Genomic DNA, 25,670 nt, shown 5'->3' with positions numbered 1-25,670 from the left:
ATGTCCATAATTTGGCCATTGGTCGACGCTTTTCGAATTGGCCGGGTCGCAACGGCGAAACGCCTTGACAGCGATCGCCCTGTGCCGAGCCAAATGCGAGCGCTCGCGGCCGGCTGCCGGTCAAAGCCGCGCGGCAGTCCTTGCCGACCGCGAAAGGATATCAGGCGGGAAATGTTACTGGCAAACGTCGACCCATACGGCGCCGACCAGACCGGCCATGCGCTGCGGCGGGATGCGCACCGCGGCATTGGTGGCGCCGGCGGCGGGAACGACTTCGTCGAAAGGCTTGAGCGACAGATCGCAATAGATCGGCAGCGGCGCCGGCAGGCCGAACGGGCAGACGCCGCCCGGCGGATGGCCGGTGACGGCCAGCACCTCCTCGCCGCCGAGCATGCGCGGCTTGCCGCCCATCCTGTCCTTGAATTTGCGATTGTCGAGCCGGGCGACGCCGCTGGTCACGACCAGCATGGTCTCCTCGCCGATGCGCAGGCAGATCGTCTTGGCGATCTGCGCCGGCGTCACGCCATGCGCCTCCGCCGCCAGCGCGACAGTAGCCGAGCTTGCCTCGGTGACGATGACCTCCACATCCGGCGCGTGCTCGGCAAAGAAGGCGCGAACCGATTCCAAGCTCATGTGAATTCCTCGTCAGGCCTGCCTAGTGTGTTTCGCCGTTTCGCGGAAACGGCGAAACGCACTATCTCTTTGTCCTTACCCAATTCCGGACGGAAAACCGCTCACACTTTTCCTGGGAATTGCTCGAGCATCAGCGATGGCGAATCGCATGATGCAGCCGATCTTGGCAAGAGCCAGCCCCTGCGCTGTGCAGGCACCAAAAAAGCCCACCGGGCGAAATCCCGGCGGGCTCTTCGATGGGCGCTTTTCGCGTCTCTATTGCTGGGTGGGCCGATTCTCTTCGGCCGGCACACTGATCAATTCCTCTTCCGGCATCTGCAGCGCCGAAGCGATGCGCCGAAGCTTGGCGGGGTCGGCGTCCTTGCCGTCCTCGATATCGATGATCTCGCCCACGGCCAGGCCGCAGGTCAAAGAGAGTTCCTCGATCGTATATCCCCTCGTTTCACGAGCGGCTTTCAACGGGTTGAGGCCGGACGCGGCAATGATGTTGTTCGAAACAGCGTTTCGTGCGGTGTTGGGCATGGCAACTCCTTGGGATGAAACAGGGTCTGATGAAATGGTGTTGCCTGAGACGGGCGGGAGAATGCTCGTTAACGAATGATTTGCCAAGAGCACCGATGCGGCGTCACGCCATCGTGAAGCGGCGTTCAGGCCGTGCCTCAGGTTCCGCAAATGTAAGATCGCGCAGCGCTCAATCAAGTTCTTTTGAAGGTCCGAGACGGGATTCGCCGGCATTTTCGACGTTCCGATTCGTTAGCTTTCCGTCACCGGCAGCCGACAGACGGCGCCGGAAGTTTCTCGGAAGGACCGGACGTCATGAATTTGAAATCATTCTCAATTGTGCTTGGCACAATCTCAAGCGTCATCGGCGCGACGCAAGCATGGGCGACGGATGCCGCACGTATTCGAGGCACTGTCGTCAGCCTTGTCGGATCGACGTTGACGGTGAAGGACCGCAACGGCAAGACCGATGCGATCATGCTTGCCGACGGCTGGAAGATTTCGGGTGTGGCCAAGGCATCAGCAGCCGATATCAAGCAGGGTGATTTTCTCGGCATCGCCTCTATATCCAAGGCTGATGGCGGCAGCGGCGCGCTGGAAGTCGTGATCTTTCCCGCCGCTCTGAAGGGCACGGGTGAAGGCGACCGCGACTGGGATTTGCAGCCCAACAGCCGCATGACCAACGGCACCGTCGCCGATGTCACCGAGATCGAGGGCCGCACGGTCACGCTCAGCTATGACAACGGCCAGAAGAAACAGATCGCGATCCCGCAGACCACACCGATCGTGACATTCGCCAGCGCCACGCCGGCGGATCTCACGCCGGGCGTCGCAGTGTTCGTCAACGCCGAGCATGGTGCCGACGGCAAGCTCGTCGCCAATCGGGTCGTGGTCGGAAATCACGGCGTCGCGCCGCCTATGTGAGGCCAAGCGGCCACACCCTCGGATTTCGAAAGATCGCGTAATCTTCACCCGTCAGGGCGGGCGCGGCGCAAGAGGGCCTCTCAGAAATAATCCAGAAACAAAAATCTACATTTGGGAAAAATTGTCGAAAAAAACCAGGAGGATAGTCCTTATCGCGAGGCATGGGTCACCGATTTGCTCCGGTGGATCTCGGAACGCCCCGTGTAAAAAGGAAACGAAGTCATGAAGAAGTCCCTACTCTCCGCGCTCGGGCTGGCTCTGGCTCTGGCGTTCACCATGCCGATCCTCGGCGCCACCAGCGCCGACGCGGCTCCGATGAAGAAGCACCATCATTATCGTCATCACCACAGGCATCATCACCGCCATCATCACACGACGATGGCTCCGAAGAAGTACTGATCCTTCCCTTTTGCCGATGGGAAGGCAGGCCTTCGCCGCCAGAGCGGACCGGCCTTCCCATCGGATCTTCTGCTTGAGCATCCGGTGATGTCGAACCGCGCTCCGGAATATACATGATGAGGCCTGCGCTGATCCGCCGGCCGGACACCGCCTGTTCCGGCGGTGGCTCGTGTCGGCCTGGCGCTTCGCCATCCGGCTCCCGTTCCCCGCTTCGCCCTGAAGTTCGGCTCTCTGCCAAATCCCCGCCACCCCGACGCGCTATACAGAACGATGTTGTGGCGGAAGATCGTCGACCGCAATCCGCAGTTGGTGACGCTGACCGACAAGCTGGCGGCCGAGTGAGCCGCTTCTATGCCGAGGCGCCGCGCACCGGATGCGTGCCGCGTGCCGCCAACGAGCGTCGCATCCGGACTCTTCCAGTCCGTTGATTTGTCCGGCCAAACGAAAAAAATCGCACGGCATATGAACCCTTCCGTTGGAGGCAGCACTAAGCGCTCATGGGCGCCGCGAAGGCGCTCCTCAACCCAACGGGACGCCTGGATGGCGATCCAACAACCAATGGAAGGAAATGCACAAATGACCAATTTCAAGCATATCACCCTGGCCGCGGCTCTCGTCGTCTCGGCTTTCGGCTCCGTCTCGGCTCCTGCCTTCGCGGGCACGCATCCGACCGGCGACGGCGGCGCGGTCTGTAAGGGCCACGGCTCGTGCCTGGTGCTGCAGCTCGACTGCAAGGGCACCTATACCGACGCCACCGACAAGAACGGCACCGTCTACGGCAAGTGCAGCCAGGTCATGAAAGTCGACCCTAAGACCCGGCTCAGGCTCGCGAACTGATCGCCTTTAGCCAAAGGGCATGGAAATGGCGGCTGTCGCGACGGCCGCCATTTCTGTTTCAAATCCCGCCGATCGATCAGCGCCGGCTGATCAAAAGGCCGGCAAGCAAACCGACCACGACAAGGCCGACGGCGGCGGCCGTCGCCGGATGATCGCGCGCCGTACGCTCGATCGCCCTGCCCCTGCGCCTTATTGCCGGCAACGCCTCTTGGAGGCGTTCGGCAAGTTGCGAATAATAATCGGACGCCGCCTCGCGGCTATCCTCGTAATAGGCGTCACCGCGCCTGGCCAAAACTTTCTTGAGGTCGTGCAATTGCCGCGAAAGCGCCGCGACCTGCTTGTCGATATCAAGGTCGGAGAGGTCCGAGAACGATGCCATGCCTGTTGTCCTTCTCTTCGAGAAGGCCTAACGCATGGACGGCGAGCCAGTTCCTCCAGGCCGACCGCGCATCAAGTCGAAGATGACCCGTTCAACGAACCTGGTCGAGCAGGCGCTTGCATTCCAGCAGATCGAACAGGGCCTCCTGCAGCAAGGCGCGATTGTCACGCGACAATTTCGAAGAGTCGGGTTGAACCGGACCTTCGTCGTCGCTCTTGCCGAGGCCGAAGAAACGGCGGCTGGGCTTCACCTTCGGCTGACCGACCAGCGCGTCCTCGTCGCCGCGCGGCTGCGCGGCCGCCGTCAGCGGCACCTGCTCGGCCTGGCGACGCTGGGCGATCGCCTCCACGGCCGCCATGTCGCCACTGCCGATCGCGACGAGAAAATGGTTGCCGTTCTCGCGCAACAGCTTCTGCACGCCTTTGATCGTATAGCCCTGATCATAGAGCATATGCCTAATGCCCTTGATCAGTTCGACGTCCTGCGGCCGGTAATAGCGCCGGCCGCCGCCACGCTTCATCGGCTTGATCTGGGTGAAGCGCGTCTCCCAGAAACGCAGCACGTGCTGCGGCAGATCGAGGTCTTCCGCGACTTCGCTGATGGTGCGGAAAGCATCGGGGCTCTTGTCCATGGGCCAATCCTCCACACTGGACCACGATCCGGGCATGATGCCGAATCGCGCCTTATTTCAGCGATTTATGAAACGATATTCAAGCCCGGCTTCAAACCGCCGGCAGTTTTCAACCGCATTCGCCAGCAAATTATTTGCCGCCCTTGCCCTTGCTGTTCTGGTGCGAACGCAGGATCCGGTTCTTCAGCACGTTCGACGATTTGAACGTCATCACCCGGCGCGGCAGGATCGGCACTTCCTCGCCCGTCTTGGGGTTACGGCCGATGCGCTCGTTCTTGGAACGGACGTGGAAGGTGGCGAAGGAAGACAGCTTCACCGTCTCGCCGCGAACGATGGCTTCGCAGATCTCATCCAGGACGGCCTCGACGAGCTCCGCCGATTCAGTCCGCGACAAGCCGACCTTCCGGTAAACGGCCTCAGCTAGGTCGGCACGCGTAAGTGTCTTTCCCCCCATGCGACCGTCCCATCTGCTCGCAAAAACGTAAATCGATACAGGCAACGGCAGAGCCTAAGTAATTGATCCGGCAAGGTCAAGAACCGAACCGGCGAGTTCGGCACTTACCAGCGGAGCAACACCGCGCCCCAGGTGAAACCTCCACCCATCGCCTCGAGAAGCACGAGGTCGCCCTTCTTGATGCGGCCGTCGGCGACCGCCACCGACAGAGCGAGCGGCACCGAGGCAGCCGAGGTGTTACCGTGTAGATCGACGGTGACCACCACTTTCTCTTCGGCAATCCCGAGCTTCTTGGCGGAAGCGTCAATAATCCGTTTATTGGCCTGATGCGGCACGAACCAGTCGAGGTCCTCGGCCGTTATGCCGGCCTCGCCGAAGGTCGCCTCGATGACATCGGTGATCATGCCGACGGCATGCTTGAACACTTCACGGCCTTCCATCCTGAGATGACCGACTGTTCCCGTGGTCGAAGGGCCGCCGTCGACGAAGAGCTTGTCCTTGTGCACGCCGTCCGAGCGCAGGCTTGCCGCCAAAACGCCGCGATCGGTGATCGCGCCGGCACCGTCTTCCGCTTCGAGAACCAGCGCGCCGGCGCCGTCGCCGAACAGCACGCAGGTCGAGCGATCACTCCAGTCCAGGATGCGTGAGAATGTTTCCGAGCCGATCACCAGGACGCGTTTGGCCAGGCCGCCACGAATATAAAGATCGGCGGTGACAACGGCATAAACGAATCCCGAGCACACAGCCTGCATGTCGAAGGCAAAGCCGTGATGCATGCCGAGCCGGTTCTGGATTTCGACAGCGGTCGCCGGGAACGTGTTGTTGGGCGTCGAGGTCGCCAGGATGATGAGGTCGATATCGGCAGGCCTCATGCCGGCGCTGCCGAGCGCGGCGCGCGCCGCCGCCTCTCCGAGCGAGGCTGTCGTCTCGTCGTCGGCCGCGACGTGGCGCTGGCGGATGCCGGTGCGCTGGACGATCCACTCGTCGGAGGTCTCGACCATGCCTTCGAAGTCGGCATTCTTCATGATGCGGCGGGGCAGCGCGGCACCGTTGCCGCGCACGACTGATCTGATCAAGGCTCTTTCCTATTCCTCGGCGTCGACGGCGACACCGGATTTCCTGTTTGCCTGCGCAGTCGGGTTGCGCGCATGGAACAGATCGAGGTCGGCCTCGATCCGGTCAAGCAAATTGTTGCGTACCATGTCGTAGCCGAGCTCGATGGCGGCCGCGAAGCCATCCGAATCTGCGCCGCCATGGCTCTTCACCACAATACCGTTCAATCCCAGAAAGACGCCGCCGTTGGAGCGACCGACATCCATCTTCTCGCGCAGCCTATCGAAAGCGCCTTTGGCGAAGACATAGCCGATCTTGGCCATGAGCGTGCGGCTCATGGCGGCGCGCAGATAGCCGGCGATCTGCCTTGCGGTGCCTTCGGCCGTCTTGAGTGCGATGTTGCCGGCAAAACCCTCGGTGACCACCACGTCGACCGTGCCCTTGCCGATATCGTCGCCCTCGACGAAGCCGCGATAATTCATCGAGGCCATGTTGGCCTCGCGCAGCATGCGGCCGGCTTCCTTGACCTCTTCCTGGCCCTTGATCTCCTCGACGCCGACATTGAGCAGGCCGACGCTCGGGCGTTCGATGCCGAACACCGAGCGCGCCATGCCGGTGCCCAGAATGGCGAAATCGATAAGCTGATGCGCATCGGCGCCGATGGTGGCGCCGACATCGAGCACGACGCTTTCGCCGCGCGTCGTGGGCCAGAGCGCCGCGATCGCCGGGCGGTCGATGGTGGCCATCGTGCGCAGGCAGAATTTCGACATTGCCATCAGTGCGCCGGTGTTGCCGGCCGAGATGCAGGCCTGCGCGCCGCCGTTCTTGACCGCCTCGACGGCCTTCCACATCGACGACTTCCAGCGCCCGTGGCGCAGGGCCTGGCTCGGCTTGTCGTCCATGCGCACGGCAACCTCGCAATGGACGAACTCGCTCACCTCGCCGAGTTTCGGGAACTTGGTGAGCTCGGGACGCACCACGTCCTCGCGGCCGTAGATGACGAAGCGGATATCAGGACGGCGGATGGCGACGGTCATCAGCGCCGGGATGATCACGCTCGGTCCGTGATCGCCGCCCATGGCATCGATGGAAATCCTGATCACGTAGTATTTTTCTCACGGTTTGCCTGGCTTGCGGCGAACGCCTGCCGAGGTAAGGGGGCTCGCGAAGGTTCGGCGAAAATAGCGGTTTTGCGCCTGCGCACAACCAACTTTTCCAAAAGCCGGGTCACTCTCAGGATTTTCCAAGCAGCGAACGCAGCTTTTTCTGGAATTCGCTTTCCTCAGCTTGGTCGTCGCCGGCGACATCCAGCGAGGCTCCAGGCTTGCGCGGATAGGGGTCGATCGCCAGGCCGAAAAACTGTTCGGCCAGCGCGCCGACGTCGATGGTGTCGCCGGAAAATGTCTCCGGACTGTCCGGTCCGTCGGCGTCGAGGATGATCTCGCCTCCGCTCTCGAAACCCTCGCGCCCAAGCTTCGACTGCTCCGGCAGAAACAGCGCCTCGACAGGCTCGTCGATATGCGCAGTCACCGGCTCCAGGGTGACGATGCAGGCTTGCGTGATGTCGGCCTCGACGCGACCGGTGACCTTGACGCCATTGCGCTTCCAGGAGGCCACAAGCAGTTCGGCACGATAGCTTTCGACCGAAAGCAGGTCGTATTCGGCGGCAAGCGCTTCACGCTGGCGCTCATCGGCCTCGACCAGGACAGGCAGGCCCTTGTGCGGCAGCCGCGCGACATTGGCGGCAAAGGATACCGGGCTGGGCAATTCGGCGTCTTTCATCACGGCCTCCTTCACGCGACGCCGGCGGCCGGGAACGCGGCGGTGCCGGCGATGATCGATTCAGTCGGCTGCGCGGCAAGCTTCTGCGAGGCCTCGCAGACATAGTCCGCCAGAAGCGGCGCCTGCGGCCAGGGACCGGCGTCCGGCCTGACGTTGCGAGCGAGCGCAGCGGCAAGGGCCACCCGATCGTCCTGCTTGAGCGCGTCGTCATAAGCGGCCGTGCGGCCGTAAAACATCTTTGCCAGCTTCTTCATGCGTTTGGGCACGCCGACATCGCTGATGCCGAGCTCGCGCAGCGAATGCTCGACATCGAGGAAGAACTCGTCGATCAGCACTTGTGCGACCTCGGCGGCCACACCTTGCTCGCCATGCAACCGATGCTGGATGAGATACATATGCAGCGACAGCATCTCGAAGCGGCCGAGCGGCGTATCCGGCACATTCCAGTCGGAATAAAGAACCGTTTGCCGCGCCGCCGCCACGATTTGTGCGTAGAGCGCGTCGGTGATAGCGCGATTGGCGTTGCGTTCGCGGCCAAAAAGGCGCTGGAACATTGAGGGCGGTCTCCCGGGGACCTGTTGTTTGATTTGGCCTTGTTGCATCGGCATCGAAGCTGGTTTACCGGTTTTGCGGCCCAGCGCAAGTTGCGGGGATGTGATGGAGAATTGTTGTTGGGTGCGCTGAAATTCAAGTCGTTCTTTGCGCCCGCCCCGGTGGGCGTGGCCTCGCTGCTGGTCGTCGTATCAGCGCTTTCCGCCTGCAATTCGTCCAAGATGTTCGGCGATCTCCATCCAAGCGAGACGCTGACGAAAGGCTATGTCATCGACCAGCAGGCGATCGATTCGGTACCGGTCGGGTCGAGCCGCGAGCAGGTGCTTTTGGCGTTGGGCACGCCGTCGACGACGGCGACCTTCGACAACGAGGCCTTCTATTACATCTCGCAAACGCGCAAGCGCTACGTCGCCTTCGACAACCCCCGCATCGTCGACCAGCACGTGCTTGCGGTCTATTTCGGCGCCGACGGCCGTGTCACCCAGATCGCCAATTACGGTCTCAAGGACGGCAAGGTCTTCGACTTCATTTCGAGGACCACCCCGACCGGCGGCAAGGACCAGAACTTCCTCAGCCAGATCATCAACGGCGCCAGCAAGCTGGCGCCCGGCATCCCCGGCGGCGGTGGCGGCGGCACGCCCTGAGTTCGCTCGCCCGGCAACCTGACTGAACGAAAGACCCCGATCGACGGTCTTTCGTCGCCTGCCGGCGACCGGCCGACTGCGCTTGCCTATGCCCGCATAGCCACGTATGACGCTTTGGCGATTTCCGGGGGGCTGGATATGAGCAACGACGATCGTACCGTACCACAGGGCTGGATGGCGACCGGCACGCCTGACCAACAGACGGTGACGCCGGACTGGCTCGCCGTCGATGCGCCGCCGATCGATGGCGTCACATTCAAGGAAATCAGACCCGTCGCGACTTCCAACGGCTACCTGACCGAGATCTTTCGCGAGGAATGGACTCTCGATCAGTCGCCGATCGGGCAAGTGTTCCAACGCACGATGTATCCGGGCGCGGTGACGGGCTGGCACGCACATGCAGCGACCCTCGACCGCCTGTTCTGCTGCGCCGGCAGCGTGCGAATATCGCTTTTCGACGGACGCAAGGCCTCGCCCAGTTTCGGCACGGTCTGGCACAAGATCGTCGGTGCCCTGCGACCGGCAATCGTCACCATTCCGCCTGGCGTCTGGCACGGTGTCGTCGCCCTCGGACCGGAGACGGCGTTGCTGCTCAACCTCGTCGACAAGGCTTACGCCTATGACGCTCCCGACCATTGGCGCCTGCCGCCGGACACGGAGCAGATCCCCTACAAGCTGGTGTAGCGTGGAACCGGCCGGCCCCCTCACGCTAACCGGACGGCCCGAGCCGCTGGTTTCGGTCGTGATAGCGACGCACAACCGTCCGGCGGTGCTGCATCAGGCGCTGAAGAGCCTCATTCGTCAAACCCTGCAGGACTGGGAAGCCATCGTCATTGGCGACGCGTGCCGGCAGGACACCGCGACCACGATCGCCGCTTTCGGCGACGCCCGCATCTCCTATATCGATCTTCCCGTGAACTTCGGCGAGCAGTCGGGGCCGAACAATATCGGCTTTGCCAGAGCACGCGGCCGTTTCGTTGCCATATTGAACCACGACGATCTCTGGTTTCCCGACCATCTGACGTCCATGACCGGCTGGATCGACGCCACCTGTGCCGACGTGGTGATCGCCCGAGGTGCAGCCATCGAATCGTCCGCGAGCAAAGGCTCCAGGCATATGATCCTCGGGATGGGGCGGAACGGCTTCTACGACCCGGTTACCACAGTCGGATTCGGCTCCGCGCAAATGATCCGGCGGGCGTCGCTGCCGAGGCTTGGGCCATGGCGCCCGGCCAGCCAGTGCGTTTGCGAGAGTTCCCAAGACTGGCTGTTTCGTGCCTGGCGCAAGGGTGCGGTGATTGCGACAATGCCCCATCTGACTGTGCTCATGCTGCATTCGGGAAAGCGCGAAGGCAGCTATGCGCGAGATACGGCGCGCGAGCAGGAAGAACTGATGGACGCGATGAATGCGCCAGACGCGTTGCGCGTCAGGATACTCGGCAACGCCGAGGAACCTGCTCCCCTCAAGCGCTCCCGCTATCTTAAACGCAGGCTTCTGGCCATGTTTGGCATACATCCGCGGGCGCGTTCCTTCCGCCGCCAATATCGCCGCGGCGCGTTCATTGCCATGCTGCGCCAGACACGCGGCTTACCGCCAATGCCCGAGCGAGAACCAGACGCCGACGCGTTGCTGGCCCGCTCTCGCCATCGCCATAGCAGCGAAAGGCCCGAAGCCAGCTGAGTGCCCCACTGGGACGCGGAACGCATGATGTCATGCCGAAAAACAAAGCCCGCGGGATCGCTCCCGCGGGCTTTGGCTGGAATAGCCGCAATCAGCCGTGCGCGAGCACGGCGAGCAGAAGCAGCGCGACGATGTTGGTGATCTTGATCGCCGGGTTGACGGCCGGACCGGCGGTGTCCTTGTAGGGATCGCCGACGGTGTCGCCGGTGACCGAGGCCTTGTGAGCCTCGGAGCCTTTCAGGTGCTTGACGCCGTCCTTGTCGGTGAACCCGTCCTCGAACGACTTCTTGGCGTTGTCCCAGGCGCCGCCGCCGGAGGTCATCGAGATGGCGACGAAGAGACCGTTGACGATGACGCCGAGCAACGAGGCGCCGAGCGCCGCGAAGGCCGAGGCCTTCGAGCCCGAGATCAGGAGCACGCCGAAATAGACGACGAGCGGCGCGAGCACCGGCAGCAGCGACGGGATGATCATTTCCCGGATCGCCGCCCTGGTCAGGATGTCGACGGCGCGCGCGTAGTTCGGCTTGGAGGTGCCGGCCATGATGCCGTTGTCCTCGCGGAACTGCTTGCGCACTTCCTCGACGATGGAGCCGGCGGCGCGGCCGACGGCGGTCATGGCGATACCGCCGAACAGATAGGGGATCAGGCCGCCGAAGATGAGCCCGGCGACGACATACGGGTTGGAGAGATCGAAGGAGATCTCGCCCATGCCCTGGAAGTAGGGGTACTTGTCGCCGTTGGCGGCAAAGAACCTGAGATCGTTCGAGTAGGCCGCGAACAGCACCAGCGCGCCGAGGCCGGCCGAGCCGATGGCATAGCCCTTGGTGACGGCCTTGGTGGTGTTGCCGACGGCGTCGAGCGCATCGGTCGAGTGGCGCACTTCCTTGGGCAGGCCGGCCATTTCGGCGATGCCGCCGGCATTGTCGGTGACGGGGCCAAAGGCGTCGAGCGCCACGATCATGCCGGCAAGGCCGAGCATGGTGGTGACGGCGATCGCGGTGCCGAAGAGACCGCCGAGCTGGTAGGTGGCGATGATGCCGCCGACGATGACGATGGCCGGCAGCGCCGTCGATTCCAGCGAGACCGCTAGGCCCTGGATGACGTTGGTGCCGTGGCCGGTCACCGAAGCCTGGGCGATCGAGTTCACCGGGCGCTTGTTTGTGCCGGTGTAGTATTCGGTGATCACCACGATCAAACCGGTCACCAGCAGGCCGATCAGGCCGCAGATGAACAGGTTCTTGCCGATCACGGCGATGCCCCCGACGGTGCCGACCTCGCCCCAGCCGACCGTGGCGGAGGTGGCGGCGGCGAGACCGATGATCGACAGCAGACCGGTGACGATCAGGCCCTTGTAGAGCGCTCCCATGATCGAGCCGTTGGAACCAAGCTTGACGAAGAAGGTGCCGACGATCGAGGTCAGGATGCAGGCGCCGCAGATGGCGAGCGGATAGAGCATAGCCGCACCCAGCGCGGCTGTGCCACCGAAGAAAATGGCGGCCAGAACCATGGTGGCGACGACGGTCACCGCATAGGTTTCGAAAAGGTCCGCAGCCATGCCGGCGCAGTCGCCGACATTATCGCCGACATTGTCGGCGATGGTGGCCGGATTGCGTGGGTCATCCTCGGGAATGCCGGCCTCGACCTTGCCGACGAGGTCGCCGCCGACATCCGCACCCTTGGTGAAGATACCGCCGCCGAGACGGGCGAAGATCGAGATCAGCGATGCGCCGAAGCCGAGCGAGACCAGCGAGTCGATGACGACCCGGTCATTCGGCTGCAGACCCATCGGGCCGGTCAGGATGGCGTAGTAGATCGAGACGCCGAGCAGCGCCAGGCCCGCGACCAGAAGGCCGGTGATGGCCCCGGACTTGAAGGCGATGTCGAGGCCGGCGGCGAGGCTGTTGGACGCGGCCTGCGCGGTCCGCACATTGGCGCGCACCGAGACATGCATGCCGATGAAGCCGGCGGCGCCCGAAAGCACGGCGCCGATCAGGAAGCCGATCGCGGACGTGATGGAGAGCAGCCACCAGGCAAGCAGAAGCACGACGATGCCGACGACGGCGATGGTGGTGTACTGGCGCGCCAGATAGGCCTGGGCGCCTTCGCGGATGGCCGCGGAGATTTCCTGCATGCGCTGATTGCCCTGATCGGACGCAAGGACCGAACGTGTCGCCCAGATGGCGTACAGAACTGACAGCAAGCCGCAGGCGATGACGGCGGTAATGATGGTCATTGCCGGATTTTCCTCGATTGTTGGCCCAAAAGAACCCCTCCCTGGGCCGTTGGAACGGAGACGGATGCCGCGCACGGATTCCACCCCTTGGCTGGGGTGTATGCGAAACAGGGCTTGGAACGTCAAGATATTGTTCGGTTTTTGCCCGGCTTTCGCCCAAAAGAAGAGGGCAATAAACGTTGTGCCAGCGCGAGCCCGGAATTAGATCGATTGAAATGACGTTGGGGCACCTTTCGCCCAACCCGCAGACGTAGCGTTATTCCGTCCCCTGCCCCATGCGCCGCGCGGCGTAGCGTTCGACCGCCGACAGACCGTCATAGATCAGCACGGCAAGCGCCGCAACGATCAGGCCGCCCTGCAGCACGAAGGCAAGGTTGTTCGAGATCAGGCCGGCGATGATCACCTCGCCCAGCGTCTTGGCGGCTACCGTCGAGCCGATGGTTGCCGTAGCGAGGCTTATGACCACCGAGAGCCGGATGCCGCCGAGGATCACCGGGGCGCTCAGCGGCAGTTCGACCTTCATCAGTCGTTGCCAGCTGGTCATGCCTGCACCCCGCGCCGCTTCCATAACGTTACCGGGCAATGTGGCGAGCGCCGTCAGCGCGTTCTCGAAGATCGGCAGCAGCCCATAGAGGAAGAGCGCGATCAGCGTCGGCTTCTCGCCGAAACCCACGGCTGGCACGGCAAGCGCCAGCACGGCAACAGGCGGGAAGGTTTGGCCGATATTGACCAGGCTGCGCGACAAGGGCAGGAACTCGGCGCCGGCCGGCCTGGTGACCAGGATGGCTAAAGCCACCGCGACGATCGTCGCCGCCACCGTCGCCATCAGCACGATCCGCAAATGCTGCAGGGTCAGCGTCAGCAGGCTGCCCTGGTTGTAGATCGCCGGCGCGCCATTCTCCGTCAGCGGTTTCAGCAGCGGCTCGAACCAGTTCGGGCTGGTAATGAAGACCACCAGCAGCGCCAGGACGGCCAGCCTCAACAGAGCGGGCAGCCAGGCTTTCATTGCGGCCTCGCCGCGCGTTTCACCAGGCCTTCGACGGTGACGCGGCCAATGAGCTTGCCGTCGCCGTCCTTCACCGGCAGTGCGGGGCGGCCCGACCACAAGAGCTCAGCCAGCGCGTCGCGCTGCGTGGCGTCACCGGGGATCGCCTCGCCTTCGGCGCCACCCGGCTCCACGGCATCCCGCACAGGCCCCAGCGACAGCAGCCGGAACGGCCTTTCGCTGGCGCCCACCAACGTCTCGACGAAGCCGTTCGCAGGCCTGGCCAGAATCTCCGCCGGCTTTGCGTATTGCACCAGCTTGCCCGCATCCATGACGGCTATTTTGTCGCCCAGATGCACGGCTTCTTCCATATCGTGGGTAACGAGGATGATGGTGGTGCCGAAGCGCTTCTGGATCGCCAGCAGATCCTCCTGCGCCTTTGTGCGGATGATCGGGTCAAGCGCGCCGAAGGGCTCATCCATCAAAAGCACATTCGGCTCGGCGGCCAAAGCGCGGGCAACGCCGACGCGCTGCTGCTGGCCGCCGGAAAGCTCATGCGGGTAGCGCGGCCCGTAAGCCTGCGGGTCGAGCTGGTAGAGCGTCATCAGCTCGTCGACGCGCGCCTTGATGCGGTCTCGGTCCCAACCGAGCAGCAACGGCACGGTGGCGATGTTCTGCGCTACCGTGCGATGTGGAAACAGGCCATGCCCCTGGATGGCGTAGCCGATGCTACGGCGCAGCTGATAGCCGGGCACCGAGCGGTTGTCGGCGCCGTCGAGCTTGACGACGCCGGCGCTCGGCTCGACCAGCCGGTTGATCATCCTGAGCAGCGTCGTCTTGCCGGATCCCGACGTGCCGACGATGGTCGCGATGGTTCGGGGCTCGATGACCATCGAAACATCATCGACTACCGTTGTGCTTTCATAGCGCTTGGTGATGCCTTCGATTTCGATCATGCCGTTTCGACCGTGCGCTTGGTGGCTGTCATCTCGATGACCGCGTCAAGGATGATCGCCGCGGCAAAGGCCAGCGCCACGGTGGGCAGCGCGCCGAGCAGCACCAGGTCCATCGCCGTCTGGCCGACACCCTGGAAAACGAACACGCCGAAGCCGCCGCCGCCGATCAGCGCGGCAATGGTGGCAAGCCCGATATTCTGCACCAGCACGATGCGGATGCCGGTCAGGATCACCGGAAAGGCGAGCGGAAACTCGACATCGAACAGGCGCTGGCGATCGGTCATGCCCATGCCGCGCGCGGCGTCGTTGGCGGCGCGTGGGACGCCGGCAAGGCCGACCACGGTGTTGGCCACCACCGGCAGCAGCGAGTAGAGGAAGAGCGCGACGAAGGCCGGCGCGGTGCCGATGCCCCTGATGCCGATCGCGGCGGCACCCGGCACATACAGGGCGACCCAGCCGAGCGGCGCGATCAGCAAACCGAAGAGCGCGACCGACGGAATGGTCTGGATGATGTTGAGCACATTGAGCACCCCTGCCCGCAGCTTCTCGACGCGATGGCAAAGGATGCCGAGCGGAATGCCGACGATCACCGCGCCGGCCAGCGAGCCGAGCGCCAGCGTGACGTGCTTGGAAGCTTCGGCCCAGAAACTGTCGGCGCGGCTGGCGTATTCCTTGAGGATGGAAAGACTGTCCCAACGTCCCGAAACGAGCAACGCGGCAATGGCTAAAGCGGCCAGCACGAGCACGCCGACGCGCGCCCAGGGCGACAGGTTGAGCCGGGTCAACACGTCCGCGAGAAGCAAGGTAAAGGCAAAGATCAGCAGCCAGAAACCGGAGGCCGGCGAGACGCGGGCGAAGGTGTTGCCGGCGGGCGTCAGAAAACCGCCGGCAACACCGATCAGGATCGTAAGCGCGACCAGCGCGGCGCCGCTGGCCGCTAGCCTGAGGAAGAGCGGCGTCCTCAGCAGGGCGACGGCGGCGGCGGCGATCACTATCACCAGCAACAGCATGCCAGGCGCGGGCGGCAGCGCTTCGAGGATCGAACGCGCCTGACCCGGCACGATGCGGTTGGCCCGGAACGTCGCGAACGGAGCGAGGAACGCGGCATAAGCCACGATCGCGGCAATGACGACGCCGAGCTTGTCGAGACGGCGGGTCATGACGCGCGTTTGCGCGAGGCGCCCCCCTCTGGCCTGCCGGCCATCTCCCCCTCTAGGGGGGAGATCAGATGTCGCGTGGGTCTTCGCCAATAACCAAGTCTGGAGAAGGGAGCGAGGCGCAGCAACTGCCAATCTCCCCCCTTGAGGGGGAGATGTCCGGCAGGACAGAGGGGGGCGCCTCGCACGGACTTCTCGCTTTTCAAGGCAGGCTTATCTACTTCAAGAAGCCGTTCTTCTTGAGGAAATCCTCCGCCACGCCCTTGGCAGGCTCACCACCTAGCTGCACGCGGCCGTTGAGCTGCTGCAGCGTGGTAAGGTCGAGCTTGGCGAAGACCGGCTTCAGCAGCGTCTCGATCTCGGGATGTTCCTTCAGCACCTTCTCGCGGATGATCGGTGCCGGCTGGTAGACGGGCTGCACGTTCTTGTCGTCTTCGAGCACGACGAGGCCGGAGGGCTGGATGCCGCCATCGGTACCATAGACCATGGCGGCATTGGCGCCGTTGGTCTGGTTGGCGGCGGCCGCTATGGTCGCCGCAGTGTCGCCGCCGGAAAGCGTGATCAGCTGGTCGGGCTTCAACTTGAAGCCATAGGTGGTCTGGAAGGCCGGAAGGGCGGCCGCCGAATTGACGAACTCGGCGGAAGCAGCCAGCACCACCTTGCCGCCGCCCGAGACATATTTGCCGAAGTCCGTCAGGGTGACCAACTTGTTCTCGTCGGCCACTTCCTTGCGCAGCGCGATCGCCCAAGTGTTGTTGGCCGGCGACGGCGACAGCCAGACGATCTTGTTGGCGTCATAGTCGAGTTTCTTGGCGGTTTCGTAAGCCTTGGCGGCATCCTTCCAGACCGGATCGTCGGCCTTCTGGAAGAAGAAGGCGGCATTGCCGGTGTATTCGGGATAGATGTCGATCTCGCCAGCGGTGATCGCCTTGCGCACCACGGGCGTCGCGCCGAGTTGGATGCGATCGGTGGTCTTGATGTTGTTGGCGTTGAGCATGAGCTGGATGATGTTGCCCAGCACCCCACCCTCGGTATCGATCTTCGAGGAGACGACCACCTGGGCGCTGGCCGAGGCCGTGGCAATGCCGAGCGCGATGGCTGCTACGGCGAGCTTTCCAATTGAAAACATTGTGAAATCCCTTGCTATGAACCGATCGATCGGTGGCTGCATATGAGCACGGCTTCAACGGCCAGTCGGGGCATACGGTTTCATAACTAAGGGGTCAGGCGCAATAATTTTGTTCGGCCGGAGCCAGCGCCTGTTTCACCCGACACCATGCGATGCCGACCTAAGGCCGGCTGGCGGCCCGCCCTGTTCTGGGGGATACTTCGAAAGGCGGGCTCGGCGGCCAAAACAGGAGTGTGTCATGGCCAAGCACAAAGTCGGGTACCTCATTGGCAGCCTCGCCAAGGGCTCCATCAACCGCAAGCTTGCGAAGGCTCTCGTCAAACTGGCGCCGCCGGAACTTGAGATGACGGAAATCCCCTTCAAGGACCTGCCGCTCTACAGCTACGACTATGACGCCGCCTTCCCACCTGTCGCCCTGGAGTTCAAGAAAGCCATCGCGTCCGTCCAGGCGGTGCTTTTCGTCACGCCGGAGTACAACCGATCGATCCCCGGCGGTCTGAAGAATGCAATCGACTGGGCCAGCCGGCCCTACGGCAAGAACTCTTTTGCCCGCAAACCTACCGCCGTCATCGGAACATCGCCGGGCGCGATCGCAACCGCCATCGCCCAACAGAGCCTGCGTAGCGTGCTCAGCTTTTGCAACGCGCCCCAGATGAACTCGCCCGAAGCTTACATTCAGTTCAACCCAGGACTGATCACCGAGGATGGCGATGTGACGGTGGCGTCAACAGAGACATTCCTGCGCAATTACATGCAGGAGTTCCACATGTTCATCGCGCGGGTCCTTCAAGTACTCCCGCCGGATGCCTGATGCTGGCCGTTTCGTGCGAACTGTCCGTGCGGCCAGAGGAACCCAGGCCCAGTTTAGAATTTGGGAGCGCCCGCCAGCTTCAACGTGCCGAGCGCGACAAAGCAGAGCAGGACGACCGGGAACACAATCCAGTTCAGCATGGCCCAGCCCCAGGCGTTGTAGATCGCGCCCGACATCAGCGAAGCAAAGGCGACGGAGCCGAACAGGACAAAGTCGTGGAAACCCTGGACCTTGCTCTTCTCGGAGGGCCGATAGCTGGCGGCGACCATTGCGGTTGCGCCGATGAAACCGAAATTCCAGCCGAGCCCGAGCAGGATCAGCGCTGTCCAGAACTGCCACAGCGCCAGGCCGGAAAGCGCCACGGCGCCGCAGCCGATCAATAGGACAAGGCCAGTGGCGACGATGCGCTCGGCACCGAAGCGATGGATCAGTGTACCGGTGAAGAAGCTCGGTCCGAACATAGCCATGACGTGCCAGGAAATGCCAAGCGTGGCATTGTCCTCCGACAGGCCGCAGCCGACCATCGCGAGCGGCGCGCCGGTCATGACGAAGCTCATCAGCGCGTAGCTGCCGACGGTGCAGAACAACGCGGCGACAAAGCGTGGCTGGGTGACGATCTCGATCAGCGGTCGGGCATCGCTTGCGGCGACTTCGGTCACGGCGTTCGCATGGGCGGAAACCCGCAGGAACGACAGGATGAGCGCGCCGACCGCCGCCAACGGCAAGATCGAGGCGAAGGATCCCGCGAACATCACCGGGGCCAGCAATTCGCGCGTGTAGATCACGATCTGCGGTCCGAGAATTGCGGTGATGATGCCGCCGGCCAGCACGAAGGCGATGGCGCGCGCCTTGAACTCCGGCGGCGCATTGTCGGCGGCCGCGAAGCGGAATTGCTGGACGAAAGCGCCGCCGACGCCAATGACGCAGAGGCCGAAGGCGAATAGCCAGAAGCTTGGCTGGAAGAGCGCGAGCGTCGCGACCAGGCCACCGAGCGCAGTGACGATAGTGCCTGTCATGAAGCCGCCGCGATGGCCGAGCCGGCGGATGATGGCGGCGGCCGGCAAGGCTCCCAGCGCCACGCCGATATTGAAACCGGTGACCGGCGCTGTCGCGAGCGACTTGTCTGGACCGAGCAGATATTGCCCGGCAAGCGCGCCCAGCGAAATGGCGATCGGCGCGGCCGAACCGACGATCGCCTGCGCTGCGGCAAGCAGCACCGCCGTGCGACGCCCTTCCCTGCCGGTCTCGGCGACCGCGGCCGTTGCGGTCGTCACGAAGCGTCCTTGCCGCGCCCCTCGCCGCGAACCCGGCGCGAAACGCGATCCAGTACGGCGTTCACCAGCTTCGGCTCGTCTTCCTCGTAAAATGCCTTGGCGATGTCGACATATTCGGAGACGATCACGGCCACCGGCACGTCCTCGCGCTTCATCAATTCATAGACGCCGGCGCGCAGGATGGCGCGCAGCGTCGAATCCAGCCGCGACAGCGGCCAGTCCTCGGTGAGCGCCTGGCGGATGACAGGATCGATGGTCTTCTGGTTCTCGACGACGCCGGTCAGGATGGCGCGGAACCATTGCGCGTCGGCCTCGCGATAGAGCGCGCCGTCGACTTCCTTGCCGAGGCGGAAGGCTTCGTATTCGGCCGTGATCTCGAAGACGCCGCTGCCGGCCACATCCATCTGATAGAGCGCCTGGACGGCGGCAAGACGGGCGGCACCGCGCTTGTTGGCGTGGCGCACCGCACCGGTCGAGGCGGGATCGGTCACGATTGGGCTCCGAATTTCTCTTTGAGCGCGATCATGGTCAGCGCCGCGCGCGCGGCGAAGCCGCCCTTGTCGCCTTCCGTCCTCCTCGCGCGCGCCCATGCCTGCGCGTCGTTCTCGGTCGTCAGGATGCCGTTGCCGATCGCGATCGCCTCCTGCACCGAAAGGTCCATCAGCGCGCGGCTCGATTCATTGGCCACGATATCGAAATGATAGGTGTCGCCACGGACGACGGTGCCGAGCGCAACAAAACCGTCGTAATGCGTGCCGCCTTCGCCCGCGCCATCGAGCGCGAAGGTTATAACGGCCGGTATTTCGAGCGAGCCGGGAACCGTGACCACGTCATAGGTGGCGCCGGCCTCCTCAAGCGCGCCGGTCGCGCCTTCGAGCAGGGCGTCGGCGAGATCATCATGAAAGCGCGCTTCGACAATGAGCAGATGCGCCTTCGCCTTCGGGCGAATGAACGCTTTGCCGTGTTGGGATGTGCCAGCCATAAAAGTCTCCGGGGGGTTGCCGGTGACTTAGGCCGAAGCCGGGTTGACCGCAAGCGGAAGATTGGCGGACCGACACCAACGCTCCATCTCTCGAAGGATTCAGGTCCCGGACAGCGCGATGTTTCGGTACTTTGTTTGGCTAGGCAGGCGAAGCCTCAAGGACCGAAATCGGTGCGCTGGTGTCGATCACTCGCTCGAGCTTCAGCCCTGCGGCCTCGAACAGCCTGGCGTATTGCGCCTCGGTCCGCTCAAGGCCGCCGGTGACCGCGAGCATGACCACATCGATGACCTTGATCTGGGCCGGTTCGTCGCCCGCAGGGACGAGCGTCTCGGCCACGAGCACCCTTCCATGCGTTGGCATAGCCTCGCGGCAACGGCGCAAGATCAACTCCGCGCGTTCATCGTCCCAATCGTGGATCACCTTCTTGATTACATAGACGTCGCCGACGGGGACGCTGTCGAAGAAGTCGCCGACGACGAAGTCGGTGCGCGACGCATCGCTCCCGGCCTCCTGGCGCGCCGCCGCCACTCCGGAGGCGAGATCGAGAAGAACCCCGCTCAAATGCGGATTACGGGCAAGGATGGCCCAGAGAAGCTGTCCATGCCCGCCGCCGACATCGACGACCCGCGTATATCGGCTGAAATCGTAGGCGTCGGCGACCGCCTCGTTGCTGCCTTGGCCCTGGGCAACCATAGCTCGCTGAAACAGGGCAGCCTGTTCCGGGTGGGCCGAAAGCCAATCGAATCTCGGGCTTCCGAACACCTTGTCGAAGGCCGGCTTTCCGGTGCGGACGGAAAACAGAAGCTGCTCGAACGCAAGATAGGCCTCGCCGTTGATCATCCGGATGAAGTCGCGCGGTCCGGGCCGATCGGAACGAAGCGCCCGCGCCGACCTCCGTCAAGGCAAATTGACGAGGGCGAACTTCAGTGAAGATTCCCTCCGGCGCCAGAAGCCGCATGACGCGATAGAGCGGCTCCGCATCCGTCTTCGTGCCGGCTGCCAAATCTTCAACCGACTGCTCGCCGGAGGCCAGAAGATCGGGGATGCCGAGTTCGATGACGACGCGCAGCGCCTGTGACACGGCAAATCCGAAACCCAGCCTCATGACTTGTTGCGACGGGTTGGTCATGGCTTTCCCCTCCGGCCAGTGAAAAGCTTACGAGGGGCGAGAGCAGAAGTGAAGCGGGACGCAGTGTTGAACGACGCGCCCTCACAACCTGCTTTTAGTCAGAGCCCCTCTTTCGCGGCCTCCGCTAGGCGCGCTGCGTAACGCGCCATGGTGTCGATCTCAATGTTGACGCGGTCGCCGGCCTGGCGCTCGCCCCAGGTGGTGACGCTCAGCGAATGATGGATGAGAAGCACGTCGAAGCGGGTGCCTTCGACCTTGTTGACGGTGAGCGAGGTGCCGTCGAGGGCCACCGACCCTTTCGGAGCGATGAACTTCGCCAGATGGCGCGGCGCTTCGAGGGTGAAGCGCACGGCATCGCCCTCCTCCTTGCGCTCGACGATCTCGGCGGTGCCGTCGACATGGCCGGAAACGATATGGCCGCCGAGCTCATCGCCGATCTTCAGTGCCCGTTCCAGATTGATCCGGGTGCCGGATTTCCAGCTCGACGCGGTGGTCAGCCTGAGCGCTTCCTCCCAGGCCTCGACCTCGAACCAGCGCGCGTTGGAGCTATGCTCGGGCAGCGCCGTGACGGTGAGGCAGACGCCGCCGCAGGAAATCGAAGCGCCGATCGCGATCGTTTGTGGATTATAGGCGGTGTCGATGCGCAGGCCGATGCCTTCGGCGAGCGGCTTCACGCTCGCAACCGTACCGACATCAGTCACAATTCCCGTAAACATCAGAGAGCGTCTTTCGTTTCGACCGTGATCTTATCCAAAATCCGGTGCCCACTTTTTGGGCTCATGGTCTTACCCACTCGGCGTAACTGTCCTCGCCGAAGCGCATGTCACGCAGCTTGCGAAATCCAGCCGGGATATGGTCGGCGTCGACGGGCGATGCAATGCCGTCCTCGCCAATGGCGTCCGGGCCTTGGAAGAGGACAATGCGGTCGACAATATCTTCCTCGAGGAAGGCCTTGGCCACCGTGGCTCCGCCTTCAACCAAAACGCTCGCCATGCCAAGCGCGGCAAGGTCTTCGAGCAATTCCGGCAAGGCGACGACGCCATCATAGGTTTCGGTGCCGATGAAGCGCACGCCGGCGCGTTCGAGCGCTGCCCGCCGGTGCGGGTCGGCTTCCAGACATGCGGCGACATAGAGCGGCACGCGGTCGACGCCGGAAACCAGCTTGGACGTCTCCGGCAGCCGGATCTGCCGATCGAGGATGATGCGCGCCGGCGAGCGGTTCTCCAGTCCCGGCAGGCGCACGGTCAGCGCCGGATCATCCTCCAGCACGGTGCCGATGCCGACCAGGATGGCGTCGGACTCGGCGCGCATCAGATAGACATCGCGCCGTGCGATCTCGCCGGTGATGGCAACCTGGCCGGCGCCTTTGCGGCCGATCTTGCCGTCGCTCGAAAGCGCAAGCTTCAGAGTCACTTCCGGGCGTTTTTTCAAAGAACGAGTCAGATAGCCGGCCATCTGCTCGGCGGCCTCGGCGGCCAGCACTTTCTCCACCACCTCGACTCCGGCGGTGCGCAGGATGGCGTAGCCCTTGCCGGAGACGCGCGGATCGGGATCGCTCGCCGCACCGACGACGCGCGCGATGCCGGCATTGACCAGCGCGTTGGCGCAGGGCGGCGTGCGGCCGTGATGGGCGCAAGGCTCCAGAGTAACGTAAGCCGTGGCACCACGCGCGAGCTCGCCGGCTTCGGCCAGCGCCTCGGTCTCGGCATGGGGGCGGCCACCGACCGCCGTCACGCCGGTGCCGACGATCATCGGGCCGGCGCCGTCGTCGCGCACGATGATGGTGCCGACGGAAGGATTGGTCGAAGTGCGGCCGGCATTGCGGCGCGACAGCCTGATGGCCGCGGCCATGAAACGGCGATCAAGGGCCGCCTGCGCGGCCTCGTCCAGTCGCGGTTCCGCCATGATCAGCCGGCGCCCTCTTCGCTTTTTTCCTCGTCGCCCTTCAATTCGCCCAGCAGCTCGTGAAAATCCTTGGCCTCGCGGAAATTGCGATAGACCGAGGCGAAGCGGACATAGGCGACGTCATCCAGTGACTTCAGCGCCTCCATGACCAGCCGGCCGACCTCGCCTGAAGCAATCTCGGTTTCGCCGGAGCTTTCGAGCTGGCGCACGATGCCCGTGACGGCGCGGTCGATGCGCTCAGGATCGACATTGCGCTTGCGCACGGCGATCTCGACGGAGCGCAGCAGCTTGTCACGGTCGAAAGGCACCTTGCGGCCGGACTTCTTGATGACGACGAGGTCGCGCAACTGCACGCGCTCGAAGGTGGTGAAGCGGCCGCCGCAATCGGGGCACACCCGCCGCCTGCGGATCGCCGCGCCGTCCTCAGCGGGACGCGAATCCTTCACCTGCGTATCTTCGGACTGGCAATAGGGACAGCGCATGGAGAGCCTTGGGTTCGCGATTCTCAGATGGCGGAAGGCTTAGTGCCTTTTGCCGTCTTGGCAAAGGAAAGACCTTTTCGCACCTCAGAGATAGCGAGGCGCGAGCAAGATTGCCAGCGCCCCTGCCCGGCCGGCCAACAAGCGTCAGGGCGCGACGTCCTTGGTCGAAAACCCACAGGACGTGCCGAGATTGCGATATGCCCTGGTGAAGCCATCCATCGGGATGCTGGCGACGGCCTGCTTGCCGAAGACAACATCGAGCGAGGTGACCTTGCGCATGGCGCGCAGCAAGGCAAGGCTGGTCTTGGCCTGGTTGTCGACCATCCAGCTGGGGCGACCACCGGCGGCCGCGTTGGAGCTTACGGTCGCGGCGACCTTCACACCGGGGTCGCCGAAGGTCGCGGCGATCTTGTTGCCGGTCGGCAGGGTTTTATTGTCGATAATCAACATGATGGTCGGATACGCATCCGGCGGCAGCGCGTCGCCGGTGGAGATCGACAGGGTCAGAGAGCCCGCATTGCCGTTGCCGTCGAGGAAAGCCGTCGAGGCGGCGCAGGTCTTGTGCGCGTCCTGCCCGGTATCGAGCGTATCGATGATGGTGGTCCACCTGCCGAAGGTATTGGTGGCGGGCAAATCAGCATCCGGCTTCGTTTCGTCCTGGGCCATCACGGCGGAGGTGGCGAAGGCGGCAAGCGAGCCAAGCAAAGCCGCGGCGAGACGGGAAGTACGCATCATCGGATCTCCAATAAGCCGCGCCGCCCAGAGGAGCGGCGCAAGCGCAGGATAAAAGATGACGCGCGGCGCCCGGTCAACCGAGGGCGGGCAGCCGGCAGAAGGATCAACCGAGGTAAGGGTAAAGCGGGAAGCGATCGGTCAGCGCCGTGACCTTGGCCTTCACCGCAGCCTCGACCGCAGCATTGCCGTCATCGGAATTCGCCACCTTCAGACCGTCCAGCACCTCGGCGATCAGCTTGCCGATCTCGCGGAATTCAGCCTGTCCGAAACCGCGCGTGGTGCCGGCCGGCGTGCCGAGCCGTACGCCCGAGGTGACGAACGGCTTTTCCGGATCGAACGGTATGCCGTTCTTGTTGCAGGTGATGTTGGCGCGGCCGAGAGCCGCCTCAGCGCGCTTGCCGGTGGCGTTCTTCGGACGCAGATCGACCAGCATCAAATGATTGTCGGTGCCGCCCGAGACGATATCGAGGCCCGTCTCCTGCAAGCTGGACGCCAGCGCCTTGGCGTTGGCGACGATGCTTTCGGCATAGGCCTTGAAGCTCGGCTTCAGCGCTTCGCCGAGCGCCGCCGCCTTGGCGGCGATCACATGCATCAGCGGCCCGCCCTGTAAGCCCGGGAATACCGCCGAGTTCATCTTCTTGGCGATTTCCTCGTCATTGCACAGGATCATGCCGCCGCGCGGGCCGCGCAGCGACTTGTGGGTCGTCGTGGTCACGACATGGGCGTGGGGCAGCGGCGACGGATGCATGCCGCCGGCGACGAGGCCGGCGATATGCGCCATGTCGACCATGAGATAGGCGCCGATCGAATCGGCGATCTCGCGGAAGCGCTTCCAGTCCCAGATACGCGAATAAGCGGTGCCGCCGGCCAGGATCAGCTTCGGCTTGGTCTCATGCGCGGTCTTCTCGATCGCGTCCATGTCGAGCAGGTGATCGTCCTTGCGCACGCCGTAGGAGACGACCTTGAACCACTTGCCGCTCATATTGACTGGCGAGCCGTGGGTGAGATGGCCACCCGAATTCAGATCGAGGCCCATGAAGGTGTCGCCGGGCTGCAGCAGCGCCAGGAACACCGCCTGGTTCATCTGGCTGCCGGAATTCGGCTGGACATTGGCGAAGTTGCAGCCGAACAGCTTCTTCGCGCGCTCGATGGCCAGTTCCTCGGCCACGTCGACGAACTGGCAGCCCCCATAGTAGCGCTTGCCTGGATAGCCCTCGGCATATTTGTTGGTCATGATCGAGCCCTGCGCTTCGAGCACGGCGCGCGACACGATGTTTTCGGAAGCGATCAGCTCGATCTCATGGCGCTGGCGACCGAGTTCGTTGCGGATGGCGCCGAAGATTTCCGGATCGGCGTCGGCAAGCGTGGTCTCGAAGAAGGATTCGAATTTGCTGGAGGCTGCCGCTGCATTTGACATGGCT

30 protein-coding genes and 1 pseudogene are annotated in these 25,670 nt (G+C 63.6%); 7 read left to right on the top strand and 24 right to left on the bottom strand.

Annotated features, from left to right (window positions below; genetic code table 11):
- Positions 1-174: 174 nt before the first annotated feature.
- Together O7A05_RS14940 and O7A05_RS14935 are read right to left on the bottom strand one after the other, a co-directional pair.
- Complete coding sequence (locus O7A05_RS14940; RefSeq protein WP_337093839.1) at positions 175-633, bottom strand: YbaK/EbsC family protein; 459 nt, start codon at positions 631-633, stop codon at positions 175-177.
- A 255-nt stretch (positions 634-888) separates the two neighbouring features.
- Entirely contained in the window at positions 889-1,155 is a 267-nt protein-coding gene (locus tag O7A05_RS14935) for a helix-turn-helix domain-containing protein (protein ID WP_041006389.1), read from the bottom strand.
- Between the two features lie 294 nt (positions 1,156-1,449).
- On the opposite strand from O7A05_RS14935, the gene O7A05_RS14930 reads away from it, so the two are divergent.
- The 3 genes from O7A05_RS14930 (at position 1,450) to O7A05_RS14920 (ending at position 3,294) form a co-directional block, all read left to right on the top strand.
- The gene (locus O7A05_RS14930) at positions 1,450-2,058 is read left to right on the top strand and encodes a hypothetical protein (protein ID WP_337093837.1); all 609 of its coding nucleotides are present in this window, start codon (positions 1,450-1,452) and stop codon (positions 2,056-2,058) included.
- 222 nt (positions 2,059-2,280) lie between these two features.
- Complete coding sequence (locus O7A05_RS14925) at positions 2,281-2,457, top strand: hypothetical protein (RefSeq protein ID WP_337093835.1); 177 nt, start codon at positions 2,281-2,283, stop codon at positions 2,455-2,457.
- A 576-nt stretch (positions 2,458-3,033) separates the two neighbouring features.
- Positions 3,034-3,294: a hypothetical protein gene (locus O7A05_RS14920; protein ID WP_337093834.1), complete on the top strand. Its 261-nt coding sequence runs from the start codon at positions 3,034-3,036 to the stop codon at positions 3,292-3,294.
- Between the two features lie 76 nt (positions 3,295-3,370).
- On the opposite strand, the gene O7A05_RS14915 is transcribed toward O7A05_RS14920, so the two are convergent.
- The 7 genes from O7A05_RS14915 to O7A05_RS14885 form a co-directional block, all read right to left on the bottom strand.
- A complete protein-coding gene (locus O7A05_RS14915) occupies positions 3,371-3,673 on the bottom strand; it encodes a glycine zipper domain-containing protein (RefSeq protein WP_337093833.1) in 303 nt (100 codons plus the stop codon).
- 91 nt (positions 3,674-3,764) lie between these two features.
- Complete coding sequence (locus O7A05_RS14910) at positions 3,765-4,304, bottom strand: MerR family transcriptional regulator (protein WP_224582182.1); 540 nt, start codon at positions 4,302-4,304, stop codon at positions 3,765-3,767.
- Positions 4,305-4,434: 130 nt separating this feature from the next.
- Positions 4,435-4,758, bottom strand: coding sequence for an integration host factor subunit alpha (locus O7A05_RS14905; protein WP_040983242.1), 324 nt, complete (start codon positions 4,756-4,758; stop codon positions 4,435-4,437).
- Positions 4,759-4,862: 104 nt separating this feature from the next.
- The gene (locus O7A05_RS14900) at positions 4,863-5,834 is read right to left on the bottom strand and encodes a beta-ketoacyl-ACP synthase III (protein WP_337093832.1); all 972 of its coding nucleotides are present in this window, start codon (positions 5,832-5,834) and stop codon (positions 4,863-4,865) included.
- 9 nt (positions 5,835-5,843) lie between these two features.
- Complete coding sequence (gene plsX, locus O7A05_RS14895; protein ID WP_337093831.1) at positions 5,844-6,914, bottom strand: phosphate acyltransferase PlsX; 1,071 nt, start codon at positions 6,912-6,914, stop codon at positions 5,844-5,846.
- A 130-nt stretch (positions 6,915-7,044) separates the two neighbouring features.
- Entirely contained in the window at positions 7,045-7,593 is a 549-nt protein-coding gene (locus O7A05_RS14890; protein WP_337093830.1) for a YceD family protein, read from the bottom strand.
- 11 nt (positions 7,594-7,604) lie between these two features.
- Complete coding sequence (locus O7A05_RS14885) at positions 7,605-8,147, bottom strand: ubiquinol-cytochrome C chaperone family protein (protein WP_337093829.1); 543 nt, start codon at positions 8,145-8,147, stop codon at positions 7,605-7,607.
- A gap of 117 nt (positions 8,148-8,264) precedes the next feature.
- On the opposite strand from O7A05_RS14885, the gene O7A05_RS14880 reads away from it, so the two are divergent.
- From O7A05_RS14880 to O7A05_RS14870, 3 genes are all read left to right on the top strand, one after another.
- The gene (locus O7A05_RS14880; protein WP_337093828.1) at positions 8,265-8,789 is read left to right on the top strand and encodes an outer membrane protein assembly factor BamE; all 525 of its coding nucleotides are present in this window, start codon (positions 8,265-8,267) and stop codon (positions 8,787-8,789) included.
- 138 nt (positions 8,790-8,927) lie between these two features.
- Positions 8,928-9,473, top strand: coding sequence for a dTDP-4-dehydrorhamnose 3,5-epimerase family protein (locus tag O7A05_RS14875; RefSeq protein ID WP_337093827.1), 546 nt, complete (start codon positions 8,928-8,930; stop codon positions 9,471-9,473).
- A 1-nt stretch (position 9,474) separates the two neighbouring features.
- The gene (locus tag O7A05_RS14870; RefSeq protein WP_337093826.1) at positions 9,475-10,470 is read left to right on the top strand and encodes a glycosyltransferase family 2 protein; all 996 of its coding nucleotides are present in this window, start codon (positions 9,475-9,477) and stop codon (positions 10,468-10,470) included.
- A gap of 91 nt (positions 10,471-10,561) precedes the next feature.
- Here the strand turns inward: O7A05_RS14870 and O7A05_RS14865 are convergent, their stop codons facing one another.
- From O7A05_RS14865 to osmF, 5 genes are all read right to left on the bottom strand, one after another.
- Positions 10,562-12,703 carry a sodium-translocating pyrophosphatase gene (locus tag O7A05_RS14865; protein ID WP_337093825.1) on the bottom strand — a complete coding sequence of 714 codons (2,142 nt, stop codon included), beginning with the start codon at positions 12,701-12,703 and terminating at the stop codon, positions 10,562-10,564.
- Between the two features lie 256 nt (positions 12,704-12,959).
- Positions 12,960-13,709: an ABC transporter permease gene (locus O7A05_RS14860; protein WP_337093824.1), complete on the bottom strand. Its 750-nt coding sequence runs from the start codon at positions 13,707-13,709 to the stop codon at positions 12,960-12,962.
- Positions 13,706-14,644 (bottom strand): ABC transporter ATP-binding protein, encoded by a 939-nt coding sequence (locus tag O7A05_RS14855; protein WP_337093823.1) that lies wholly within the window; start codon positions 14,642-14,644, stop codon positions 13,706-13,708. Before O7A05_RS14855 ends, O7A05_RS14860 begins: the two co-directional genes overlap by 4 nt.
- Positions 14,641-15,804 carry an ABC transporter permease gene (locus tag O7A05_RS14850; RefSeq protein ID WP_337093822.1) on the bottom strand — a complete coding sequence of 388 codons (1,164 nt, stop codon included), beginning with the start codon at positions 15,802-15,804 and terminating at the stop codon, positions 14,641-14,643. The genes O7A05_RS14855 and O7A05_RS14850 overlap by 4 nt, the downstream gene beginning before the upstream one ends.
- Before the next feature lie 214 nt (positions 15,805-16,018).
- Positions 16,019-16,930 (bottom strand): glycine betaine ABC transporter substrate-binding protein OsmF, encoded by a 912-nt coding sequence (gene osmF, locus O7A05_RS14845; RefSeq protein WP_415927014.1) that lies wholly within the window; start codon positions 16,928-16,930, stop codon positions 16,019-16,021.
- Between the two features lie 238 nt (positions 16,931-17,168).
- On the opposite strand from osmF, the gene O7A05_RS14840 reads away from it, so the two are divergent.
- Positions 17,169-17,741 (top strand): NADPH-dependent FMN reductase, encoded by a 573-nt coding sequence (locus tag O7A05_RS14840; RefSeq protein WP_337093821.1) that lies wholly within the window; start codon positions 17,169-17,171, stop codon positions 17,739-17,741.
- Between the two features lie 53 nt (positions 17,742-17,794).
- Here the strand turns inward: O7A05_RS14840 and O7A05_RS14835 are convergent, their stop codons facing one another.
- From O7A05_RS14835 to glyA, 10 genes and pseudogenes are all read right to left on the bottom strand, one after another.
- Positions 17,795-19,015, bottom strand: coding sequence for an MFS transporter (locus O7A05_RS14835; RefSeq protein WP_337093820.1), 1,221 nt, complete (start codon positions 19,013-19,015; stop codon positions 17,795-17,797).
- A complete protein-coding gene (gene nusB, locus O7A05_RS14830; RefSeq protein ID WP_095767684.1) occupies positions 19,012-19,506 on the bottom strand; it encodes a transcription antitermination factor NusB in 495 nt (164 codons plus the stop codon). Before nusB ends, O7A05_RS14835 begins: the two co-directional genes overlap by 4 nt.
- Positions 19,503-19,997 carry a 6,7-dimethyl-8-ribityllumazine synthase gene (gene ribH / locus O7A05_RS14825; RefSeq protein ID WP_337093819.1) on the bottom strand — a complete coding sequence of 165 codons (495 nt, stop codon included), beginning with the start codon at positions 19,995-19,997 and terminating at the stop codon, positions 19,503-19,505. The genes nusB and ribH overlap by 4 nt, the downstream gene beginning before the upstream one ends.
- Positions 19,998-20,136: 139 nt before the next feature.
- Entirely contained in the window at positions 20,137-20,838 is a 702-nt protein-coding gene (locus tag O7A05_RS14820; protein WP_337093818.1) for a methyltransferase, read from the bottom strand.
- A 106-nt stretch (positions 20,839-20,944) separates the two neighbouring features.
- Positions 20,945-21,103 (bottom strand): annotated as a pseudogene (locus O7A05_RS34600) (methyltransferase family protein); the annotation flags it as partial.
- 122 nt (positions 21,104-21,225) lie between these two features.
- Positions 21,226-21,843 (bottom strand): riboflavin synthase, encoded by a 618-nt coding sequence (locus O7A05_RS14810; protein WP_337093816.1) that lies wholly within the window; start codon positions 21,841-21,843, stop codon positions 21,226-21,228.
- A 61-nt stretch (positions 21,844-21,904) separates the two neighbouring features.
- A complete protein-coding gene (ribD, locus tag O7A05_RS14805) occupies positions 21,905-23,032 on the bottom strand; it encodes a bifunctional diaminohydroxyphosphoribosylaminopyrimidine deaminase/5-amino-6-(5-phosphoribosylamino)uracil reductase RibD (RefSeq protein WP_337093815.1) in 1,128 nt (375 codons plus the stop codon).
- A gap of 2 nt (positions 23,033-23,034) precedes the next feature.
- On the bottom strand, positions 23,035-23,514 hold the full coding sequence (gene nrdR, locus O7A05_RS14800) for a transcriptional regulator NrdR (RefSeq protein WP_337093814.1): 480 nt from the start codon (positions 23,512-23,514) through the stop codon (positions 23,035-23,037).
- Positions 23,515-23,658: 144 nt separating this feature from the next.
- A complete protein-coding gene (locus O7A05_RS14795; RefSeq protein ID WP_337093813.1) occupies positions 23,659-24,246 on the bottom strand; it encodes a hypothetical protein in 588 nt (195 codons plus the stop codon).
- A gap of 106 nt (positions 24,247-24,352) precedes the next feature.
- On the bottom strand, positions 24,353-25,666 hold the full coding sequence (gene glyA / locus O7A05_RS14790; protein WP_337093812.1) for a serine hydroxymethyltransferase: 1,314 nt from the start codon (positions 25,664-25,666) through the stop codon (positions 24,353-24,355).
- Between the last annotated feature and the right edge of the window lie 4 nt (positions 25,667-25,670).

Source organism: Mesorhizobium argentiipisi (SeqCode) (genome assembly GCF_037179585.1).
Lineage (GTDB): Bacteria > Pseudomonadota > Alphaproteobacteria > Rhizobiales > Rhizobiaceae > Mesorhizobium > Mesorhizobium argentiipisi.
Note: the sequence above shows the minus strand (reverse complement) of the source record. Positions and strands in the feature narration are given on the sequence as shown.

Coding starts and splice junctions, on each gene's coding strand:
- O7A05_RS14940 (WP_337093839.1), bottom strand. CDS start 633: ATGAGCTTGGAATCGGTTCGCGCCTTCTTTGCCGAGCACGCGCCGGAT.
- O7A05_RS14935 (WP_041006389.1), bottom strand. CDS start 1,155: ATGCCCAACACCGCACGAAACGCTGTTTCGAACAACATCATTGCCGCG.
- O7A05_RS14930 (WP_337093837.1), top strand. CDS start 1,450: ATGAATTTGAAATCATTCTCAATTGTGCTTGGCACAATCTCAAGCGTC.
- O7A05_RS14925 (WP_337093835.1), top strand. CDS start 2,281: ATGAAGAAGTCCCTACTCTCCGCGCTCGGGCTGGCTCTGGCTCTGGCG.
- O7A05_RS14920 (WP_337093834.1), top strand. CDS start 3,034: ATGACCAATTTCAAGCATATCACCCTGGCCGCGGCTCTCGTCGTCTCG.
- O7A05_RS14915 (WP_337093833.1), bottom strand. CDS start 3,673: ATGGCATCGTTCTCGGACCTCTCCGACCTTGATATCGACAAGCAGGTC.
- O7A05_RS14910 (WP_224582182.1), bottom strand. CDS start 4,304: ATGGACAAGAGCCCCGATGCTTTCCGCACCATCAGCGAAGTCGCGGAA.
- O7A05_RS14905 (WP_040983242.1), bottom strand. CDS start 4,758: ATGGGGGGAAAGACACTTACGCGTGCCGACCTAGCTGAGGCCGTTTAC.
- O7A05_RS14890 (WP_337093830.1), bottom strand. CDS start 7,593: ATGAAAGACGCCGAATTGCCCAGCCCGGTATCCTTTGCCGCCAATGTC.
- O7A05_RS14885 (WP_337093829.1), bottom strand. CDS start 8,147: ATGTTCCAGCGCCTTTTTGGCCGCGAACGCAACGCCAATCGCGCTATC.
- O7A05_RS14875 (WP_337093827.1), top strand. CDS start 8,928: ATGAGCAACGACGATCGTACCGTACCACAGGGCTGGATGGCGACCGGC.
- O7A05_RS14865 (WP_337093825.1), bottom strand. CDS start 12,703: ATGACCATCATTACCGCCGTCATCGCCTGCGGCTTGCTGTCAGTTCTG.
- O7A05_RS14860 (WP_337093824.1), bottom strand. CDS start 13,709: ATGAAAGCCTGGCTGCCCGCTCTGTTGAGGCTGGCCGTCCTGGCGCTG.
- O7A05_RS14855 (WP_337093823.1), bottom strand. CDS start 14,644: ATGATCGAAATCGAAGGCATCACCAAGCGCTATGAAAGCACAACGGTA.
- O7A05_RS14850 (WP_337093822.1), bottom strand. CDS start 15,804: ATGACCCGCCGTCTCGACAAGCTCGGCGTCGTCATTGCCGCGATCGTG.
- osmF (WP_415927014.1), bottom strand. CDS start 16,930: ATGTTTTCAATTGGAAAGCTCGCCGTAGCAGCCATCGCGCTCGGCATT.
- O7A05_RS14840 (WP_337093821.1), top strand. CDS start 17,169: ATGGCCAAGCACAAAGTCGGGTACCTCATTGGCAGCCTCGCCAAGGGC.
- ribH (WP_337093819.1), bottom strand. CDS start 19,997: ATGGCTGGCACATCCCAACACGGCAAAGCGTTCATTCGCCCGAAGGCG.
- O7A05_RS14820 (WP_337093818.1), bottom strand. CDS start 20,838: ATGATCAACGGCGAGGCCTATCTTGCGTTCGAGCAGCTTCTGTTTTCC.
- O7A05_RS14810 (WP_337093816.1), bottom strand. CDS start 21,843: ATGTTTACGGGAATTGTGACTGATGTCGGTACGGTTGCGAGCGTGAAG.
- ribD (WP_337093815.1), bottom strand. CDS start 23,032: ATGGCGGAACCGCGACTGGACGAGGCCGCGCAGGCGGCCCTTGATCGC.
- nrdR (WP_337093814.1), bottom strand. CDS start 23,514: ATGCGCTGTCCCTATTGCCAGTCCGAAGATACGCAGGTGAAGGATTCG.
- O7A05_RS14795 (WP_337093813.1), bottom strand. CDS start 24,246: ATGCGTACTTCCCGTCTCGCCGCGGCTTTGCTTGGCTCGCTTGCCGCC.
- glyA (WP_337093812.1), bottom strand. CDS start 25,666: ATGTCAAATGCAGCGGCAGCCTCCAGCAAATTCGAATCCTTCTTCGAG.